The organism is Caulobacter sp. GW821-FHT05F04 (assembly GCF_059419665.1).
On sequence record NZ_JBWKSF010000003.1, the window covers coordinates 452,457 to 468,612 of the forward strand.

16 protein-coding genes are annotated in these 16,156 nt (G+C 69.2%); 5 read left to right on the top strand and 11 right to left on the bottom strand.

What is annotated here, in order from left to right:
- Positions 1-16 precede the first annotated feature (16 nt).
- Positions 17-1,051, top strand: coding sequence for an SGNH/GDSL hydrolase family protein (locus AC07R7_RS10870; RefSeq protein ID WP_494635140.1), 1,035 nt, complete (start codon positions 17-19; stop codon positions 1,049-1,051).
- 124 nt (positions 1,052-1,175) lie between these two features.
- Here AC07R7_RS10870 and rnr read toward each other — a convergent pair whose 3' ends face one another.
- The 3 genes from rnr to topA all read right to left on the bottom strand — a co-directional run bounded on the left by rnr (position 1,176) and on the right by topA (position 6,654).
- Positions 1,176-3,473, bottom strand: a complete 2,298-nt coding sequence (rnr, locus tag AC07R7_RS10875) for a ribonuclease R (RefSeq protein ID WP_494635141.1) — start codon at positions 3,471-3,473, stop codon at positions 1,176-1,178.
- Between the two features lie 78 nt (positions 3,474-3,551).
- Positions 3,552-3,929, bottom strand: a complete 378-nt coding sequence (locus tag AC07R7_RS10880; RefSeq protein ID WP_492888538.1) for a hypothetical protein — start codon at positions 3,927-3,929, stop codon at positions 3,552-3,554.
- Between the two features lie 37 nt (positions 3,930-3,966).
- The gene (gene topA, locus AC07R7_RS10885) at positions 3,967-6,654 is read right to left on the bottom strand and encodes a type I DNA topoisomerase (protein WP_494635142.1); all 2,688 of its coding nucleotides are present in this window, start codon (positions 6,652-6,654) and stop codon (positions 3,967-3,969) included.
- Between the two features lie 180 nt (positions 6,655-6,834).
- On the opposite strand from topA, the gene AC07R7_RS10890 reads away from it, so the two are divergent.
- Both AC07R7_RS10890 and AC07R7_RS10895 read left to right on the top strand, forming a co-directional pair.
- Complete coding sequence (locus tag AC07R7_RS10890; RefSeq protein ID WP_494635143.1) at positions 6,835-7,005, top strand: hypothetical protein; 171 nt, start codon at positions 6,835-6,837, stop codon at positions 7,003-7,005.
- 100 nt (positions 7,006-7,105) lie between these two features.
- A complete protein-coding gene (locus AC07R7_RS10895) occupies positions 7,106-7,900 on the top strand; it encodes a hypothetical protein (RefSeq protein WP_494635144.1) in 795 nt (264 codons plus the stop codon).
- A 9-nt stretch (positions 7,901-7,909) separates the two neighbouring features.
- Here the strand turns inward: AC07R7_RS10895 and AC07R7_RS10900 are convergent, their stop codons facing one another.
- Genes AC07R7_RS10900 through plsY form a run of 3 tightly spaced genes read right to left on the bottom strand, consistent with a single transcriptional unit; the run spans position 7,910 to position 10,899 of the window.
- On the bottom strand, positions 7,910-9,106 hold the full coding sequence (locus AC07R7_RS10900; RefSeq protein WP_494635145.1) for a methyltransferase domain-containing protein: 1,197 nt from the start codon (positions 9,104-9,106) through the stop codon (positions 7,910-7,912).
- 45 nt (positions 9,107-9,151) lie between these two features.
- Positions 9,152-10,249 carry a DNA-processing protein DprA gene (dprA, locus tag AC07R7_RS10905; RefSeq protein ID WP_492888542.1) on the bottom strand — a complete coding sequence of 366 codons (1,098 nt, stop codon included), beginning with the start codon at positions 10,247-10,249 and terminating at the stop codon, positions 9,152-9,154.
- Positions 10,246-10,899 carry a glycerol-3-phosphate 1-O-acyltransferase PlsY gene (plsY, locus tag AC07R7_RS10910; protein ID WP_494635146.1) on the bottom strand — a complete coding sequence of 218 codons (654 nt, stop codon included), beginning with the start codon at positions 10,897-10,899 and terminating at the stop codon, positions 10,246-10,248. The genes dprA and plsY overlap by 4 nt, the downstream gene beginning before the upstream one ends.
- A 204-nt stretch (positions 10,900-11,103) precedes the next feature.
- Between plsY and AC07R7_RS10915 the strand changes: the two genes are divergently transcribed.
- A complete protein-coding gene (locus AC07R7_RS10915) occupies positions 11,104-11,343 on the top strand; it encodes a hypothetical protein (protein WP_494635147.1) in 240 nt (79 codons plus the stop codon).
- A gap of 20 nt (positions 11,344-11,363) precedes the next feature.
- Here the strand turns inward: AC07R7_RS10915 and pyrC are convergent, their stop codons facing one another.
- Complete coding sequence (gene pyrC, locus AC07R7_RS10920; RefSeq protein ID WP_492888545.1) at positions 11,364-12,665, bottom strand: dihydroorotase; 1,302 nt, start codon at positions 12,663-12,665, stop codon at positions 11,364-11,366.
- A gap of 79 nt (positions 12,666-12,744) precedes the next feature.
- Positions 12,745-13,743, bottom strand: coding sequence for an aspartate carbamoyltransferase catalytic subunit (locus AC07R7_RS10925; protein WP_494635148.1), 999 nt, complete (start codon positions 13,741-13,743; stop codon positions 12,745-12,747).
- A gap of 190 nt (positions 13,744-13,933) precedes the next feature.
- Between AC07R7_RS10925 and AC07R7_RS10930 the strand changes: the two genes are divergently transcribed.
- A complete protein-coding gene (locus tag AC07R7_RS10930; protein WP_492888547.1) occupies positions 13,934-14,449 on the top strand; it encodes a hypothetical protein in 516 nt (171 codons plus the stop codon).
- A 72-nt stretch (positions 14,450-14,521) separates the two neighbouring features.
- On the opposite strand, the gene AC07R7_RS10935 is transcribed toward AC07R7_RS10930, so the two are convergent.
- The 3 genes from AC07R7_RS10935 to ruvX form a co-directional block, all read right to left on the bottom strand.
- Positions 14,522-15,004 (bottom strand): hypothetical protein, encoded by a 483-nt coding sequence (locus AC07R7_RS10935; protein WP_492888548.1) that lies wholly within the window; start codon positions 15,002-15,004, stop codon positions 14,522-14,524.
- A 211-nt stretch (positions 15,005-15,215) separates the two neighbouring features.
- Entirely contained in the window at positions 15,216-15,530 is a 315-nt protein-coding gene (locus AC07R7_RS10940) for a hypothetical protein (protein ID WP_492888549.1), read from the bottom strand.
- Positions 15,531-15,622: 92 nt separating this feature from the next.
- Complete coding sequence (gene ruvX / locus AC07R7_RS10945; protein WP_492888550.1) at positions 15,623-16,093, bottom strand: Holliday junction resolvase RuvX; 471 nt, start codon at positions 16,091-16,093, stop codon at positions 15,623-15,625.
- Between the last annotated feature and the right edge of the window lie 63 nt (positions 16,094-16,156).

The following is a 16,156-nucleotide window of genomic DNA, read 5'->3' on the forward strand; positions in this document are numbered from 1 at the left end:
TTGAGAAGGGGGGGCCATGCGCTTGCTGACTCTCGCCGCCATCCTGTGTCTCGCCACCCCCGCCTTCGCCCCGAAGGCCTGGCCCCAGACCGCGCTCCCGCTGAATATCGGCGGCCGAGTCGCGCCGGCGCCGGACGGGACTTACGAGTTTGGCTGGCCGGGGGTCTATTTCGAGGGGCGCTTCAACGGTCCGTCCGTCGAGGTGGTGGTCGACACCGGCGCCGAGCATCTGGCCGTCAGCGTGGATGGCGCGCGCAAGGCCGAGCTGACCAAGGCCGGCGAACTCCATCTGCTGCTCGATCGGCTGGGGCCCGGCGAGCACGTCGTGCGCCTCGACAAGCTGACCGAAAGCCAAACGGGTTCGGCGCGGTTCGAGGGCTTCTTCGTGGGACCAGCGGAGGGGGCCTTGCCGGCCCTCAGCCGCCCGCGCCGGATCGAGTTCATCGGCGACTCCTACACGGTCGGCTACGGCGTGCGCTCGGCCAGTCGCGACTGCACGGAGCAACAGGTCCACGACCTGACCGACACCAGCCTGGCGTTCGGTCCGATCCTGGCCGGGCGGCTGGACGCCGACTACCGGATCGAGGCCTTCTCGGGCCGGGGCGTGGTGCGGAACTACAACGGCCTGGCGCCGGGCGCGCCGCTGCCGGTGCTGTTGCCGCGCGTGATCCCCGGTCAGGCCGAACCGCGTGTCGCGGCGGAGGATCCGTGGACGCCGGACATCGTCGTCATCGGCCTTGGGACCAACGACTTCTCGACGCCGCTGCATCCGGGCGAGGCCTGGGCCGACGAGGCGGCGCTGCGCAAGGACTACCGCGAGACCTATGTGGCCTTCGTCCAGGGCCTGAAGGCCAACCGGCCGGGCGCGCGCGTGTTCCTGATCGCCGGCGACACCTTCGCCGAGGACGTCGCCGAAGTGGCCGACCGCACCGGCGCCAAGGCGGTGCGGATCACCGGCATGGACCGCGGGGCGTGCCACGGCCACCCGTCGGTCGCCGATCAGAAGATGATGGCGGACAAGCTGGAGGCGGCGATCAAGTCCTCCCCCTAGCGGGGGAGGTGTCGGCTCGAAGAGGCGACGGAGGGGGAAGAGGCAAGGCTTCAAGCACTTTCCCCCACCGGCGCTTCGCGCCGCCTCCCCCGCTAGGGGGAGGATTTCCGTCTAGCGCCGACGCCTAGCGCCGCTTGCCGCGCCGCACGCCTTTCGGCAACCCGCCGCGCGGCTTCACGGCCGCCTGGCGCCGGGCCCCCAATCTGGGCCGCGGCATCTTCGGATCCGCCGGCAGCGGGTCGCTGAGCATCTCGAACAACAGCCCGCCGGTGACCGGCGTGGCCTCGACCAGCTTGACCTCGACGTTCATGCCCAGCGTCCAGCGCTGGCCGCTGCGGTCGCCGACCAGGGCGTGCAGTTTCTCGTCGTGGACGAAGAACTCCTCTCCCAGGGTCGAGACCGGCACCAGGCCGTCGGCGCCGGTGTCCACCAGCTTCACGAACAGGCCAAAGCGGGTGACGCCGGTGACCCGGCCCGCGAAGGTCGCGCCCACCCGGTCGGCCAGGAAGGCGGCGATGTAGCGGTCGGTGGCGTCGCGCTCGGCGGCCATGGCCCGGCGCTCGGCGTGGGTGATGACCTCTGCCGTGTCCTTGATCTGGGCGATGTCCTGGTCGGTGAGACCGTCGTCGCCCAGGCCCAGGGCCCGGATCAGGCCCCGGTGGACGATCAGGTCGGCATAGCGGCGGATCGGGCTGGTGAAGTGGGCGTACTTGGCCAGGTTCAGGCCGAAATGGCCGATATTGTCGGCGCTGTAGTGGGCCTGCATCTGGGTGCGCAGGACCACCTCGTTGATGATCGCCGCGTTAGGGCCCTCGCGCGTCTCGTCCAGCAGCTTGTTGAACCGCGCGGTCTGCGGGGCCTGGCCCTTGTCCCAGCGGATCTCCAGCGTCTGCAGGAAGTCGGCGAGGTTCTGCACCTTCTCCAGGCTCGGTGTGTCGTGCACCCGATAGATCAGCGGCGAGCGCTTGGCTTCCAGACTCTCGGCGGCGCAGACATTGGCCTGCACCATCATCTCCTCGATCAGCTTATGGGCTTCCAGGCTGGGGCGCTTGGTGATCGAGAGGATCTCGCCCTCGCGGATGATGATCCGGCGCTCGTCGCTCTCGATGGCCAGCGGCGAGCGGGCGTCGCGGCCGATCTTCATCGTCCGATAGGCTTCCCAAAGGGGCTGGAGGATCGGCTCCAGCAGCGGGCCGGTCTTGTCGTCCGTCTGGCCGTCGATGGCGGCCTGGGCCTGCTCGTAGGACAGCTTGGCGGCCGAGCGCATCAGGCCGCGCACGAACTTGTGGCCCTTCTTGCGGCCCGACCTATCGAACACCATCCGCACGGCCAGGGTCGCGCGGTTCTCGCTTTCGCGCAGCGAGCACAGGCCGTTCGACAGGGTCTCGGGCAGCATCGGTTCCACCCGGTCGGGGAAGTAGACGCTGTTGCCCTTCTCGCGGGCGTCGCGGTCCAGGGCCGAGCCCGGACGGACATAGGCCGCGACATCGGCGATGGCGACCCAGACCACCCAGCCGCCCTTGTTGGTCTCGTCCTCGTCGGGATGGGCGTAGACGGCGTCGTCGTGGTCGCGGGCGTCCACCGGGTCGATAGTCACGAACGGCAGCTTCCGCAGGTCCTCGCGGCCGGCCAGCGTCGGCTCGACGGCGGCCTTGGCCTCGCGTTCGGCCTCCTCGGAGAAGCCGGTCGGGATGCCGTGGCTGTGGATGGCGATCAGCGAGGCGGCGCGGGGGTCGTTCTCGGTTCCGACCACCTCCAGCACCTTGCCGGGCTTGGGGCCATAGCGGCCGCCGTGCGTGCCAACCTGGGCGATGACGAGGTCGCCGTCCTTCAGGTCGTGGGCGACGCTGGGGTCCAGCAGCAGGGTGTCCTTGGACTTGCGGTCGACCGGCTCGACGCGGATTTCCTTGCGGTGCTTGCGGATGACGCCCAGCACCTTGTGGGCGCTCTGGCCCAGCTTCTTGATCAGCCTGGCCTCGAACTCGCCGGTCTCCAGGCGCTCGAAGCGGACCAGCAGACGGTCGCCCAGGCCCGGCGCGCCGGCCGCGGCCTCGCCCTTGGTCGGGGCCAGGCGGACGTTCGGCACGTCGTCGTCGGACTTGGTCAGCTTCACATAGAGCTCGCCATCGACATCGCGCTCGACCACGTCGGCCACGCCGACGGGGGGCAGGGAGCCCGGCTCGGCGAAGCCCTTGCGGCCGCGCTTGGCCAGGGCGCCCTGGGCTTCCAGCTCGCGGATCATCTCGCGCAGGGCCCGGCGGTCGGCGCCCTTCAGGCCGAAGTGGCGGGCGATGTCGGCCTTGCCGCTCTCACCCGCGTCGCGCAGGAACGCCAGCAGCGTCTCGCGGTCCGGCAGACCGGCGGGCGGCTTGGGCTTGAAAGTCTTGGCCTTTGAAGGCTGGGGGGGGCGAAGTTTGGCCATGTCTTGCCTTAACCCGTTCGAGGGGCGGCGGGCGAGATTTTCTTCTCCTCCCCCATGAAGGGGGAGGAGAGGCGAACCCTAGTACAGATCCTCGATCGACTTCGGCGGCGCGGGCTCGACGGGCTTGGGCGCGGCGGGGGCCGTCGCGGTTGGAGCCGGGGCCGGAGCAGCGACGGGCGGGGTCTCGATTACCGGCGGGGCTTCCTGCTCGGCGGTCTGGACCTCGACGGCCTTGGGCTTGGGCTTCTCGACGGGCGGCGGCTCGTAGGCGAGGGCGGGGGCGGCGTCCTTGACCGGCACGCCCGAGACCTCGGCCAGCGGCTGCTTGGAGGTCTCCGGTCCGCCACGGTCGATCTTCATGGCGTTGGTCAGGCCCATGGCGAAACCGCCCACGCAGCAAAGGATCAGCGCGGACACCACGACATGCAGCGGCAGGGGACGTTCCAGCGTCGTCATGCTCGAAACCTACTCCCCTCCCGATCCTCTGAACAGACTAGGCTTCGTCGTCCCAAGGGGCGGCGCCGTCCTCGCTTGTCGCCCCGACCTTGGCTTTCGGCGCGGCCTTTTTCGCCGCCGGCTTCTTGGCCGCGGGCTTCTTGGCCGGAGCGTCGCCTTCCGCCTTGGTCTTGGCGGAGGCCTTCTTCGGAGCCGCCGCTTTCTTCGCCGGCTTCTTGCCGCCGCCCTTGGCGGCGCGCTCGGCGATCAGGGCCACGGCCTCTTCCATGGTGATGGACGCCGGATCCTTGCCCTTGGGCACGTTGGCGTTGGTGTCGCCGTGCTTGATATAGGGGCCGAAGCGACCCGACAGCACCCGCACGGGCTTGCCGTCCTCGGGGTGGTTGCCGATCTCGGCCAGGGCGGTGGCGGCGCCACGCTGCGGACGTCCGCCGCCCGCGCGCTTGTCGGCCAGGATGGCGACGGCGCGGTTCAGGCCGACGTCGAACACCTCGTCGGGGTTCTCCAGATTGGCGTAGGTGCCGTCGTGCAGCACGAACGGCCCGAAGCGTCCCAGGCCCGCCGTGATGACCTTGCCGTCGTCCGGATGCTTGCCGACTTCGCGCGGCAGCGAGAGCAGGCGCAGGGCCTTTTCCAGGTCCATGGCCGAGGCGATCCAGCCCTTGGGCAGGGACGAGCGCTTGGGCTTGTCGCCGCTATCGGCGGCCGCCAACTCCTCGACATAGGGACCAAAGCGGCCGTTCTTCAGCCACACGGCTAGGCCGGTCGCGGGATTGAGCCCCAGTTCCTTGTCGGCGCTCTCGGCTTCGCCTTCGCCTTCCGACACGCCCAGCTGGCGTGTGTAGCGGCACTCCGGATAGTTCGAGCAGCCGATGAAGGCCCCGAACTTGCCGGTCTTCAGGGACAGCTGGCCGACATTGCAGGTCGGGCACAGGCGCGGGTTGGAGCCATCCCCCTTGTCCGGGAAGATGTGCGGGCCCAGGGCCTCGTTCAGCGCGTCGAGCACGTTGGTGGTGCGCAGCTCGGCGATCTCGCCGACGGCGGCGTGGAAGTCCTTCCAGAAGTCGCGGAGGAACTGCTTCCAATCCAGCTTGCCGTCGGAAACGAGGTCGAGTTGCTCTTCGAGCGCGGCGGTGAAGTCGTATTCCACGTAGCGCTTGAAGAACTGCTCCAGGAACGCCGTGACCAGGCGGCCCTTGTCCTCGGGGACGAAGCGCTGCTTGTCCATCTTCACGTATTCGCGGTCGCGCAGCACGGTCAGGACCGAGGCGTAGGTCGACGGACGGCCGATCCCCAGCTCTTCCATCTTCTTGACCAGGCTGGCTTCCGAATAGCGCGGCGGCGGTTCGGTGAAGTGCTGGTCGGCGCGGGCCTCGATGACCTTGGCGCTGGCGCCTTCCTCGATCATCGGCAGGCGGGCGGAGTCCTCGTCGCCCTCGTCGTCGCGACCTTCCTCATAGACGGCAAGGTAACCGGGGAAGAGCACGACCTGACCCGTGGCGCGCAGGCCGGTCTGGCCGTCGGCGCTTTCCAGGTCGACCGTGGTGCGCTCGATGCGGGCGCTCTCCATCTGGGAGGCGATCATCCGCTTCCAGATCAGTTCGTAGAGGCGGCCGAGGTCCGACTCCAGGCGCAGCGAGCCCGGGTTGCGGTTCAGGCTGGTCGGGCGGATGGCTTCGTGAGCCTCCTGCGCATTCTTGGCCTTGGCCTTGTAGTAGCGCGGGGTCTCGGGGACGTAAGATCCGCCATAGACATTGCCGATCACGCTGCGCGCCTCGGCGATGCCTTCCGGCTCGACCGACACGCCGTCGGTCCGCATGTAGGTGATCAGACCGACGGTCTCGCCGCCGATGTCGATGCCTTCATACAGCTTCTGGGCGGCCTGCATGGTGCGCTGGGCGGAAAAGCCCAGCTTGCGGGCGGCTTCTTGTTGAAGCGTCGAGGTGGTGAAGGGCGGGGCGGGCGAGCGCTTGCCGGGCTTCTTCTCGACGGCGGCGACCTTGAACACCGCGGCCTGAACGGCGGCCTTGGCGGCCAGGGCCGAGGTCTCGTTGTTCAGGTCGAACTTGGTGAGCTTCTTGCCTTCGTGCTTGACCAGGCGGGCCGTGAACGGATCGGCGCCAGCCGAAACGTCGGCGTCGACGCTCCAGTATTCCTGGGTCTTGAAGCGCTCGATCTCCATCTCGCGCTCGACGATCAGGCGCAGGCAGACCGACTGCACGCGGCCGGCCGAGCGGCTGCCCGGCAGCTTGCGCCACAGCACCGGCGAGAGGGTGAAGCCGACGAGATAGTCGAGGGCGCGGCGGGCCAGATAGGCCTCGACCAGCTCCATGTCGACGTCGCGCGGATTGGCCATGGCCTCCAGCACGGAGGTCTTGGTGATGGCGTTGAAGGTGACGCGCTGGACGGACTTGTCCTTCAGCGCCTTCTTCTTGTTCAGCACTTCCAGCACGTGCCAGCTGATCGCTTCCCCTTCGCGATCCGGGTCGGTGGCCAGAATCAGGCGGTCGGCCTTCTTCAGGGCGTCGACGATGTCGCTGACCCGCTTGGAGGCCTTGGCGTCGACCTCCCAGCTCATGGCGAAGTCGTTGTCCGGCTCGACCGAGCCGTCCTTCGACGGCAGGTCGCGGATGTGACCGTAGGAAGCGAGAACCGTGTAGTCGGACCCGAGGTACTTGTTGATGGTCTTGGCCTTAGCCGGGCTCTCGACGACGACGACGTTCATTCTGACTCTTGTTCAGGAAATTGGGATCGCCCGGAAGGCGAGCGCCGGGAAAGTGGGGGCTTCACCCCACGTCTGTCAACGTGAGGACCCAGAAACAGTAAGGCTTGGGCGTCTGGTAGGCGCTTGTTAAGGGCATTGCACGACAATGCGATGGCTAGTTTCACGACTGCATTGAGCCCGATGGACATAACCGTCAATCGGATCGCCACCGAGGCCTATGTCTCGCCGATCCGTCCGATCAAGCCCGTGACCTCGAACGCCGAACGCGCGGAGATCGCCGATCGGCTGAAGGAAGCCGTGCGCGCCGCCCCGGCCGCGGGCACGGGCCTGCTGGTCGACCTGTCGGTCTGAACCCTTCCTCCAAGCTTGACCAATCGCCACGTTCCTGACGCGGGGACGTGATTTTCCAGGACGCCTGGGCCGGCGCTTCGGCCCGTGGCCTGGCGGACTGATGGCGCGGTGGAAACGACGAGGGGGCAAGGGCGTCGCCCTGGTCGTGAGCATCGGCGCGCATGTCGGGGCCCTGATGGTCCTGTTCGCCACGCACATCACGCCGCCGCCGCCCGAGCCGCCGTCGGTGATGGTCACGCTGGTCGACCCGCCACCTCCGCCTCCACCGCCGCCACCCCCTCCGCCCCCGCCCGCGCCGCATGACGCGCCCAAGTCGCCGGTGAAGGCCCCGGCCAAGCCGCCGTCGCCCGAGAAACCCAAGGCGACGCCGAAGGCCGCGCCGCGCTCGCCCTTGCGTGTATCGAAACTGCCGCCGCCCAAGGACGTGACGCCGCTACCCGCCAGCCGTAACCCCGGGCCCAGCCCCGTGCTGGGACTGGGCGAGTCCGAACTGATGGGCGCGGCGACGGCTGGCTCGGGCAGCGGCGGCGGTGGCGGCGGGGCCGGCTGCGACATGGTCCGGCTGCTGCAGGAAGGCCTGCGCAAGAATCCTCGCGCCCGCGCCTCGCTGATGCGGGCTCACGGCGCGACGGTCGGCGCCGGTCGCGCGCCGCTGGTCTGGAGCGGCGACTGGGCTCGGGTCGCTGGCGAGGAGGGCGACGGCCTGGCCGGCCTGCGCGAGATGATCATGATGGAGGTCGCCTTCGCCCCCGCCGCCTGCCGCGCCGAACCGATGCGGGGCCTGGTCCTGATCTCCCTGAACGACGGCCCGGGCGGCGCTCGCTTCGCTCTGGGCGGCGGCCACTGGCGGTGGTCGGACCTGCTGTTCGCCAAGGGCGCGCGTAGAGGCGGCTAGAGGAGGCGGCTAGAGCCGTTCGAGCAGGTAGAGGCAGCCGACCGTGACCGCCGTCGTCTCCCGGCGCAGCGGGATCTCCCGGCGCTCGACGATCCGGAAGCCGGGGGCGCTGGTGGTCTCGACATAGTCGTCGCCATGGGCGTAGCGCGCCGTGGGCAGGAGCCGCCAGCCGGTCTCGCCGAGTTCGATGCTGACGGCCAGCAGGCCGCCGGGGGCGAGGGCGGCTGCTGCGGCGGCGAACAGTGGAACCAGGTCGCCGAAATAGATCAGGACGTCGGCGGCCACGATCAGGTCGAAGGCGCCACGATGGCTCTCGAGATACGCGATGGCCTCGGCGTGGACCAGGTGGTCGTAGCCGCCGCGCTCTGCGGCCTTGGTCAGCATGGCGGACGAGAGGTCAACCCCGGTCAGTTCGGCGCCGAATCGTTCCAGGGCCGGCGCGGCCAGGCCCGTGCCGCACCCCAGATCGAGGATCCGCTCGAACCGCGTGCGGCGGCTCGCGACAAGGTCGGCCAGCAGCGCGGGCGCGCGGTAGTCCAGCATCTCGACCAACTGGCGGTCGAACCGCTCGGCGAAGTCGTCGAACAGCGCCTCGACATAGGCCGGCGGCGCCCGGTCGATGCTGGGGTCGACCAGTACGCGAAGCTCGTGGGCGCGAATCTTGTCGTCCGGATGGCGCGCCTCCAGCCAGGCGCCGAGGGCGCGGGCCGCGTCGAGCCGCTGGAAGGCCACCAGGATGCCGAATCCCTCGCGCGCCACGGTCTCCAGGTCCTCGGCCAGCGGACCGGCGAGCTTGGCGTAGAGCTCCAGCGCGCTGTCGGCCGGGGCGCGACCGAGGGCGTTGTAGGCGGCGGCGCGGGCCCAGGTCACGCGAGCGCCTTCGGGCAGGGGCTCCACTGCATCGGCGGCCGCGAAGGTGTCGGCGGCGCGGGAGAAGTCGCCGGTCAGGAACAGGGCGTGGGCCAGGCATTGTCGACGCACCGGCTCGGCGTTCGGCGCGTGCGCGGCCCAGGTCAGCGGCGCGACGGCCTCCTGGAAGCGCCGCGCGATCAGCAGGTTCAGGCCCAGACCGAACAGGGCTTCGTCGTGGTCGGGCTTCATGACCAGCACGGCGCGGAACGCCGCCTCGGCCTCGTCCAGCCGGCCTTCGGCGCCGGCCGCCACGGCGACGGCGAGCATGTCTTCTATGGCCTGGGTGTCCATCATCGCTCCCTTCAGCCGACGACTCGCGGGAGACTCGACTATCCGGAGTTAGACTCCAGCGACCAGCCCGCCGTCCAGCAGCTCCGCGCGGCCGGCCAGACTCAATTCCACCAGCGCCGCCATCACCGCCGAGGCGGGCGCGGCGGCGGCGCGGACCAGGTCGTCGCGCGAGACCGGCGTGGGCGAGAGCAGGGCGGCGACGCGCTCGCGCAGGGCGTCGTGGTCGATGTCCAGGTCCGGTTGGGCCTCGTAGCCGCGTTCGCGTTCCCGCAGGTGGATCTGGCCCGACAGCGAGCGCAGCACGTCCTCGGCTCCCTCGCAGAGGATCGCGCCCTGGCGGATCAGGTCATTGGTTCCCTTCGAGCGCGGATCCAGCGGCGAGCCGGGCACGGCGAAGACGTCGCGGCCCTGCTCGGCGGCCAGGCGGGCGGTGATCAGCGAGCCGGACTTCAGCTCGGCCTCGACCACGACGACCCCCAGGGACAGGCCCGAGATGATGCGGTTGCGGCGCGGGAAGTCCTTGGCTTGGGCGCGGCGGTCGGGGGCGCTCTCGGAGACGACGCAGCCTTCGGCGGCCAGGCGCGCGTGCAGCTTGTCGTGCTCGGGCGGATAGACGTCGCCGACCCCGCCGCCCAGCACGGCCACGGCGCCGGTGGCCAGCGAGCCTTCATGCGCCGCGCCGTCGATGCCGCGCGCCATGCCCGAGACCACGACATAGCCGGCGGTCCCCAGGTCCGTGGCCAGCTGGCGGGCGAAGCGTTGGCCGGCGGCCGAGGCGATGCGGGCTCCGACGATGGCCAGGCAGGGCTCGGAGAGGAGTTCGGCGCGGCCCAAGGTCCAGATCACGGGCGGCGGCGGATCAAGCGCCGCCAGGCGCGGGGGGAAGTCGGGCTCGCAGCCGCAGATCAGCCGCGCGCCCAGCGTCTCGCCCGCAGCGAGTTCCTGCTCGATCGCCTCGCGTGGCGGCAGGGACAAGGGCACGGCGCGCCCGCCGCGTCGGGACAGGTCGGGGAGGGCGGACAGCGCCCGCTCGGGCGTGCCGTAGCGGGCGATCAGGTGTTCGAAGGCGACGGGGCCGACGGTCTCGGTGCGCGCCAGGCGCAGCCAGGCGAAGCGCTGGATATCCGAGAGCCGGCCTGGAATCACGGCGTGTCGATAACGGGCGGCTGCGCCTCGTCCTTCTTCTTGCCGATCTTCGGCTCCTGGCCCTTCAGCAGGCGGGCGATGTTCTCGCGGTGGCGGATGAAGATCAGCACCGCCATGAACAGGCACAGGACCATGATCGGATAGGGCTGGTCGAAGGCCAGGGCGAACGGCGCGGCCAGCACGGCGGCGATCAGGGCGGCCAGCGAGCTGATGCGCAGCAGGAAGGCCACGGCCAGCCAGGTCGCGCCGGCGGCGATCCCCACCGGCCAGGCGGCCGACAGCAGCACGCCGTAGAAGGTGGCCACGCCCTTGCCGCCCTTGAACTTCAGCCAGACCGGAAACAGGTGGCCCAGGAACGCCGCGCCCCCGGCCAGGGCGATCACCGCCGCATTGCCGTGGGTCAGGTAGCGGGCCAGCAGCACCGCCACCACGCCCTTGCCGGCGTCGCCCAGCAGGGTGATGGCCGCCAGGTCCTTGCGTCCCGAGCGCAGCACGTTGGTCGCGCCGATATTGCCCGAGCCGATCTGGCGGATGTCGCCGGCCCCGCCCAGCCGCGTGGCGATCAGCCCGAACGGAATGGATCCGAGCAGGTAGCCGCCGACAAGGGTGATGGCGAGCGTCAGATAGGTGGCGGCGGCGAGATCTTGCACGGATCGACCTTAAGGCGAGTTGAGCGCGAATTCAACCGCTACGCAAGGGGCGGGTTGTGAGGCCTAGGTGTAGTGCAGAGTCGGGGGGAGGGCAAAAAGCCGGCAGTCGAAAAAGGCTACTAGAACCGCCCTTGTCGTCATGGTTGTGTCGAGGTCGACCATTCCACGTTGCTGTAAACGCGAACTAGAAGATCGGAGGCCAAATTGGCTTGGCAGAGCAAGATAGCGGGCTGTTTCAGTGGAGGGCACTTTGCCGGCCACGCTCTGGAGGAAGAACGTGCTTTTGAGCTTTTAAAGCAGCTCAGAAGTGAAGGTGTGGGCTGGAAGGAAGTTAAATTGGGCTTCAAGGGACACATCGGTCCTGCAAGGATGGCCATTAAGACCAACGGACCTAAAGAGCTTAAGAAGGTCGAGCAGCATTTTCGACCGTGGATTTTGGACTGAGTACCTTCGACCGCTTGCTGCTACCCCTCCGCCCGGTGCACCACGCGCCCGTCCACGACCGTCATCAGCACCTGGCCCTGCAGCCTGCGTCCGTCGAACGGCGAGTTCTTGGACTTCGACAGCAGGCGTGCGGCGTCGACGATGATCGGAGCGTCGATGTCGCACAGCACCAGGTCGGCGGGCGCGCCCGGAGCGATGCGGCCGCCGCGCAGGCCCAACAGCTCGGCCGGGGCCAGGGTGACGGCGCGGATCAGGTCGACCAGGACGATGCGCTCGTCGTGATACAGCGACAGCAGGGCCGGCAGCAGGGTCTCAAGGCCGACGGCGCCGGGGACGGCCTCGTCGTAGGGCAGGCGCTTGTCCTCGGCCGGGGCCGGGCTGTGCGACGAGACGACGATGTCGATCAGGCCGCTGGCCAGGGCCTCGATCAGCGCCTGGCGATCGTCCTCGCCGCGCAGGGGCGGGTTGAGCTTGGCGAAGGTGCGGTAGTCGCCGATGTCCAACTCGTTGAACGACAGGTGGTTGATCGACACCGAGGCGCTGATCCGCAGGCCCTTTTTCTTGGCGCGCTGAAGCGTCTCCAACGCCTGGGCCGAGGTGATCTGGTCGACCAGCAGCCTGCCGCCGGTGGCTTCCAGCAGGGCGACGTCGCGCTCCAGCATGATCCGCTCGGCCATCGGCGAGATCGACGGCAGGCCCATGCGGCCGGCGAACTCGCCGCCGATCGCCGCGCCGCCCTTGGCCAGCCACGGGTCCATCGGACGGTGGGCCAGCAGGGTGTCGAAGCCCTTGGCGTAGGTCAGGACGCGCTGCATGACCTTGCTGTCGACGATCGGCTTGCCCGCGTCGGTGATGTAGACGCAGCCGGCCTCGCGCATCAGGCCGATCTCGGCCATCTGCTCGCCGTGCAGGCCCTTGGTCGCCGCGCCGGCCACCAGGATGCGGGCGCTGTCGATGTCGCGAGCCCGGCGCAGGATGAAGTCGACGACGCTGGGGTCGTCGATGGCCGGGGCCGTGTCGGGCTGGACGACCATCGAGGTGACGCCGCCGGCCGCCGCGGCCTTGGCGGCGCTGGCCAGGGTTTCCTTGGTCTCGGCCCCGGGCTCGCCGGTGCGGACGCGCAGGTCGATCAGGCCGGGCGCCAGCAGGGCCCCGCCGCAATCGATGACCCGTACGGCCTTCGACAGCTTGCCGAACTCGCGGCCCTTGGCGACGTCGGCGATGACGCCTTCGGAGACGATGACGCCGCCGGGACCGTCGTAGCCGCTCTCGGGGTCGACCAGGCGGGCGTTGACGAGGGCGATGGGCTGGGCGGACGTCATTGCTTCGCCTCCAGAGCGTGGCGCTTCGCCACGCTCCTATGTTTGAGGTCGAGGCTGTTTATCGGCTTCTGATGGAACATCATAAGCCGACAGCCTCGATGCGGGCCGAGAGGCTGGTCAGCACCGCCATCCGGGCGGCGACGCCCATCTCGACCTGATCCTGAATAAGGCTGACGGCCGGATCATCGGCGACGTCGCTGTCGATCTCGACGCCCCGGTTCATCGGCCCGGGGTGCATGACCTTGGCGCCGGGCGCGGCGCGGGAAAGCTTTTCGCGATCAAGGCCGTAGAAGCGGAAGTATTCACGGGTCGAGGGCACGAAGGCGCCCTGCATCCGCTCCAGCTGCAGGCGCAGCATCATGACCACGTCGGCGCCGGCCAGGCCGGACTTCATGTCGTGGTGGACGGTGACGCCCCAGCGCTCGGCCTGGGCCGGCATCAGGGTGGGCGGGCCGACCAGGCGCACGCTGGCGCCCAGGGTGTGCAGCAGGGAGACGTTCGAGCGCGCCACGCGGCTGTGCAGCACGTCGCCGCAGATCGCCACGGTCAGGCCCGAGACGCGGCCGAAGGCGCGGCGGATCGACAGGGCGTCCAGCAGGGCCTGGGTCGGGTGCTCGTGCTGGCCGTCGCCGGCGTTGACCACGTGGCCGCTGACCTTCTGGCTGAGCAGGGACGCCGCCCCCGACGAGGCGTGGCGTACGACCAGCAGGTCGGGCCGCATGGCGTTCAGCGTCACGGCGGTGTCGATCAGGGTCTCGCCCTTGGCCACCGACGAGGTCTTGGGGTTCATGTTGACGACGTCGGCGCCCAGGCGCTTGCCAGCCAGCTCGAACGAGCTCTGGGTGCGGGTGCTGTTCTCGAAGAACAGGTTCATCAGCGTCCGGCCGCGCAGCAGGTCCAGGCTCTTGGACGTCTGGCGGTTGAAGGCGACGAACGCGTCGGCCAGGTCCAGCAGGTCCGTCGCCTGGGGCGCGTTCAGATCCCCGGCGGAGAGGAAATGGCGTTTGGGAAAGGCGAAGACGCGGGCGCGGATCGCATCGATGGCCGCGCGGGCGGGGTCATGGGCTGGTGCCGTCATGAGCTCGCCTCATAGGCGGCTTTGGAGGGGAAGGGAAGCGTGGGGGGCGGCGCGCCGGAGACTGTCCTCAGGAATATTCACGAAGTTTGACATGTCGACCGTGCTTCCGGGGTCGCTCGCGCTTGTTGCCGGGGGGCGAAGGTGGGTACTCTAGCTTCATGCGTTTTGCACAGGCTCCGCGGGGGTGGCCATGCTGTTGCTCTTGATCGCCTTGCTGCAGACCGCCGAGCCGTCGCCTCAGGAGACGAAGGCGACCCTGCAGTCGTGCGAGACGACCGAAAAGGGCTGGGTCTGCCACTATCAGATCCCGCAGGCCACCATCGTGCGCCCGCTGGATCCCGCGCCGCCGGGGGTCATGGTCGCGCCGCCGCTGGTTATGCCGAACGATCCCGCGCCGCAATCGCCTCAGCAGCCGCCGCAAGCGCCCGTCGTCGCGCCGATCGACAACCGGGCCGAGGCCGCGCGGCAGACGCGCCTGATCGCTCGCTGCGCCGACGCGAAATGGTACTCGCCGTGCCTGCCCGGCGAGCGCAAGGAAGCCCAGATCCTGCGTGAAGCCGCGCTCAACGCCGCGACGCTGCGGAGCCATGTCACGACCCTGCTCAGCGAGAAGCGTTGCGACGACGCGGTGAGGACCGCGCTGGAAGGCGGCGACCTGGCCCTGGCGCGTGAAGCCCGCGAGTTCTGCGCGGTCCCGCAACACTAAGATCAATCCAAACGAAAAGAGGCGGGAAGCTTGTGGCCTCCCGCCTCGAATTCTTTCGGCTGGTCCCGAACCTTAGTGGCGCGGCGGAGCCGGCTCGCAGCGCACGCCGTCGGCGCAGCCCGTGAAGTGGATCTCGGGCGCCTCGACCGTCACGGCCGACGGGCGGACGAAGACTTCCGGACGGTGCAGGTAGATCTGCGGCGCGGCCACGCGAACCGGCGGCGCGTCGACATAGACCGGCGGACCCTGGATATCGATGCGGCCCGACGGCACGACGACCGGCTCGCCGATGACGCGGACGCCCGGCGCGGCGACGGTGATGTCGCCATAGCCCGAGGTCGGACCGTAGAAGACCACGGCGCGGGTGCACAGGCAGTCGATGCCGGTCGGTCCCGACGGCGGGGGCGGCGGGGGCGGATAGCCCTGCGGCGGCGGAGCGGGCGCATAGCGCGGAACCGGCCGCGGCGCATAGTTGCGTCCGTCGGCCATCGCCGAGCTGACCGCCAAACCGGCGACGGCGAACGCCATCAGCCCCATCAAGACCTTTTTAGTCATCCGAGCCCCTCGTTGCCCTCAACCCAGGTATAAGTCGCCCCGGAGCGAACCTGGGGTTCGATCCGGGGCGCGACCTTAACCATATTCAAAAGCAGAACAATGTTGTCGCGGTTTTTCCCCAAGGAAGGGAGTTTCCCGCTCCCCGAAATGAGTGAAATTCGCGTCCAGGGACGTGCTGGACCTCGCCAGCGCAAGTCATGGCTGAATGCGTTTAGTGGTCGCGTCTGGCGGGAAGGCGGCCGTCGCATGGGATTACCTGCCAGACGAAGCTGGCCTCGCGAATCTTCCGCTGCTTGGTGACGACGCGATAGGCCTGCTGGACCGGGCGTTGCTGGTCCGCCTCCTGGTCGACATAGCTCTCGTATTGAGCGGGCCGGTAGATCTTCTCGTAGCACTTGCCGGGTTCGGGATTGGGCGGGCAGTCGTCGCCCGCGCCCGCGAGGCTCCCGCCGGCGGTCAGGGTGACGAGCAGGACAGCGCCCGCCGTGGCGGCTTGTCTCAATCGTCCGAAGCCTTTGGCTCTCATGCCCGTTCCCGCCCGCGAACCAACCAAGCTTATCCATACGGGCCGGAGTCCAAAAAGCCCGGATTTTCTGGCGTCAGGCGAAAAGGGCGGCGCTAGAGGCCGCGCAGGCGTTCCAGCGCGCCCTGCAGGATCCAGCCGGCGGCCATCTTGTCGACAACCTCGTCGCGGCGCTTGCGCGAGACGTCGTGTTCGTCGATCAGCACTCGGGTCACGGCCGCCGTCGACAGGCGCTCGTCCCAGAAGGTGATCGGCAGGTCGGGCTTCAAGCGCAGCAGGTTGCGGCCCAGAGCGCGGTTGGACTGGCAGCGTACGCCTTCCGTGCCGTCCATGTTCATCGGCAGGCCGATGACGACGCCGACCGCGCCGCGGCTGTCCATCAGCTTGAACAGGTGCTCGGCGTCCTTGCTGAATTTGGTCTTCTCGATCAGCGCCATGGGGCTGGCGACCGTGCGGGTGACGTCCGAGACGGCCACGCCGATGGTCTTCTCGCCGGGGTCCAGGCCGACGATGGCGGCGTACTGGGGCAGGGCGGCGGCGAAGTCTTCGATGTCGAGAACGGGCATGGCGCTTCATAACAGGCGCCGGCGTGCTTGAAACCTCGTCTTGAAACCTGGGGCGGGGACCGC

Bases quoted from the DNA above. Each gene is read 5' to 3' on its own strand.
- AC07R7_RS10870 (WP_494635140.1), top strand. From the start codon at position 17: ATGCGCTTGCTGACTCTCGCCGCCATCCTGTGTCTCGCCACCCCCGCC.
- rnr (WP_494635141.1), bottom strand. From the start codon at position 3,473: ATGGCCAAACTTCGCCCCCCCCAGCCTTCAAAGGCCAAGACTTTCAAG.
- AC07R7_RS10880 (WP_492888538.1), bottom strand. From the start codon at position 3,929: ATGACGACGCTGGAACGTCCCCTGCCGCTGCATGTCGTGGTGTCCGCG.
- topA (WP_494635142.1), bottom strand. From the start codon at position 6,654: ATGAACGTCGTCGTCGTCGAGAGCCCGGCTAAGGCCAAGACCATCAAC.
- AC07R7_RS10890 (WP_494635143.1), top strand. From the start codon at position 6,835: ATGGACATAACCGTCAATCGGATCGCCACCGAGGCCTATGTCTCGCCG.
- AC07R7_RS10895 (WP_494635144.1), top strand. From the start codon at position 7,106: ATGGCGCGGTGGAAACGACGAGGGGGCAAGGGCGTCGCCCTGGTCGTG.
- AC07R7_RS10900 (WP_494635145.1), bottom strand. From the start codon at position 9,106: ATGATGGACACCCAGGCCATAGAAGACATGCTCGCCGTCGCCGTGGCG.
- pyrC (WP_492888545.1), bottom strand. From the start codon at position 12,665: ATGACGTCCGCCCAGCCCATCGCCCTCGTCAACGCCCGCCTGGTCGAC.
- AC07R7_RS10925 (WP_494635148.1), bottom strand. From the start codon at position 13,743: ATGACGGCACCAGCCCATGACCCCGCCCGCGCGGCCATCGATGCGATC.
- AC07R7_RS10930 (WP_492888547.1), top strand. From the start codon at position 13,934: ATGCTGTTGCTCTTGATCGCCTTGCTGCAGACCGCCGAGCCGTCGCCT.
- AC07R7_RS10935 (WP_492888548.1), bottom strand. From the start codon at position 15,004: ATGACTAAAAAGGTCTTGATGGGGCTGATGGCGTTCGCCGTCGCCGGT.
- AC07R7_RS10940 (WP_492888549.1), bottom strand. From the start codon at position 15,530: ATGAGAGCCAAAGGCTTCGGACGATTGAGACAAGCCGCCACGGCGGGC.
- ruvX (WP_492888550.1), bottom strand. From the start codon at position 16,093: ATGCCCGTTCTCGACATCGAAGACTTCGCCGCCGCCCTGCCCCAGTAC.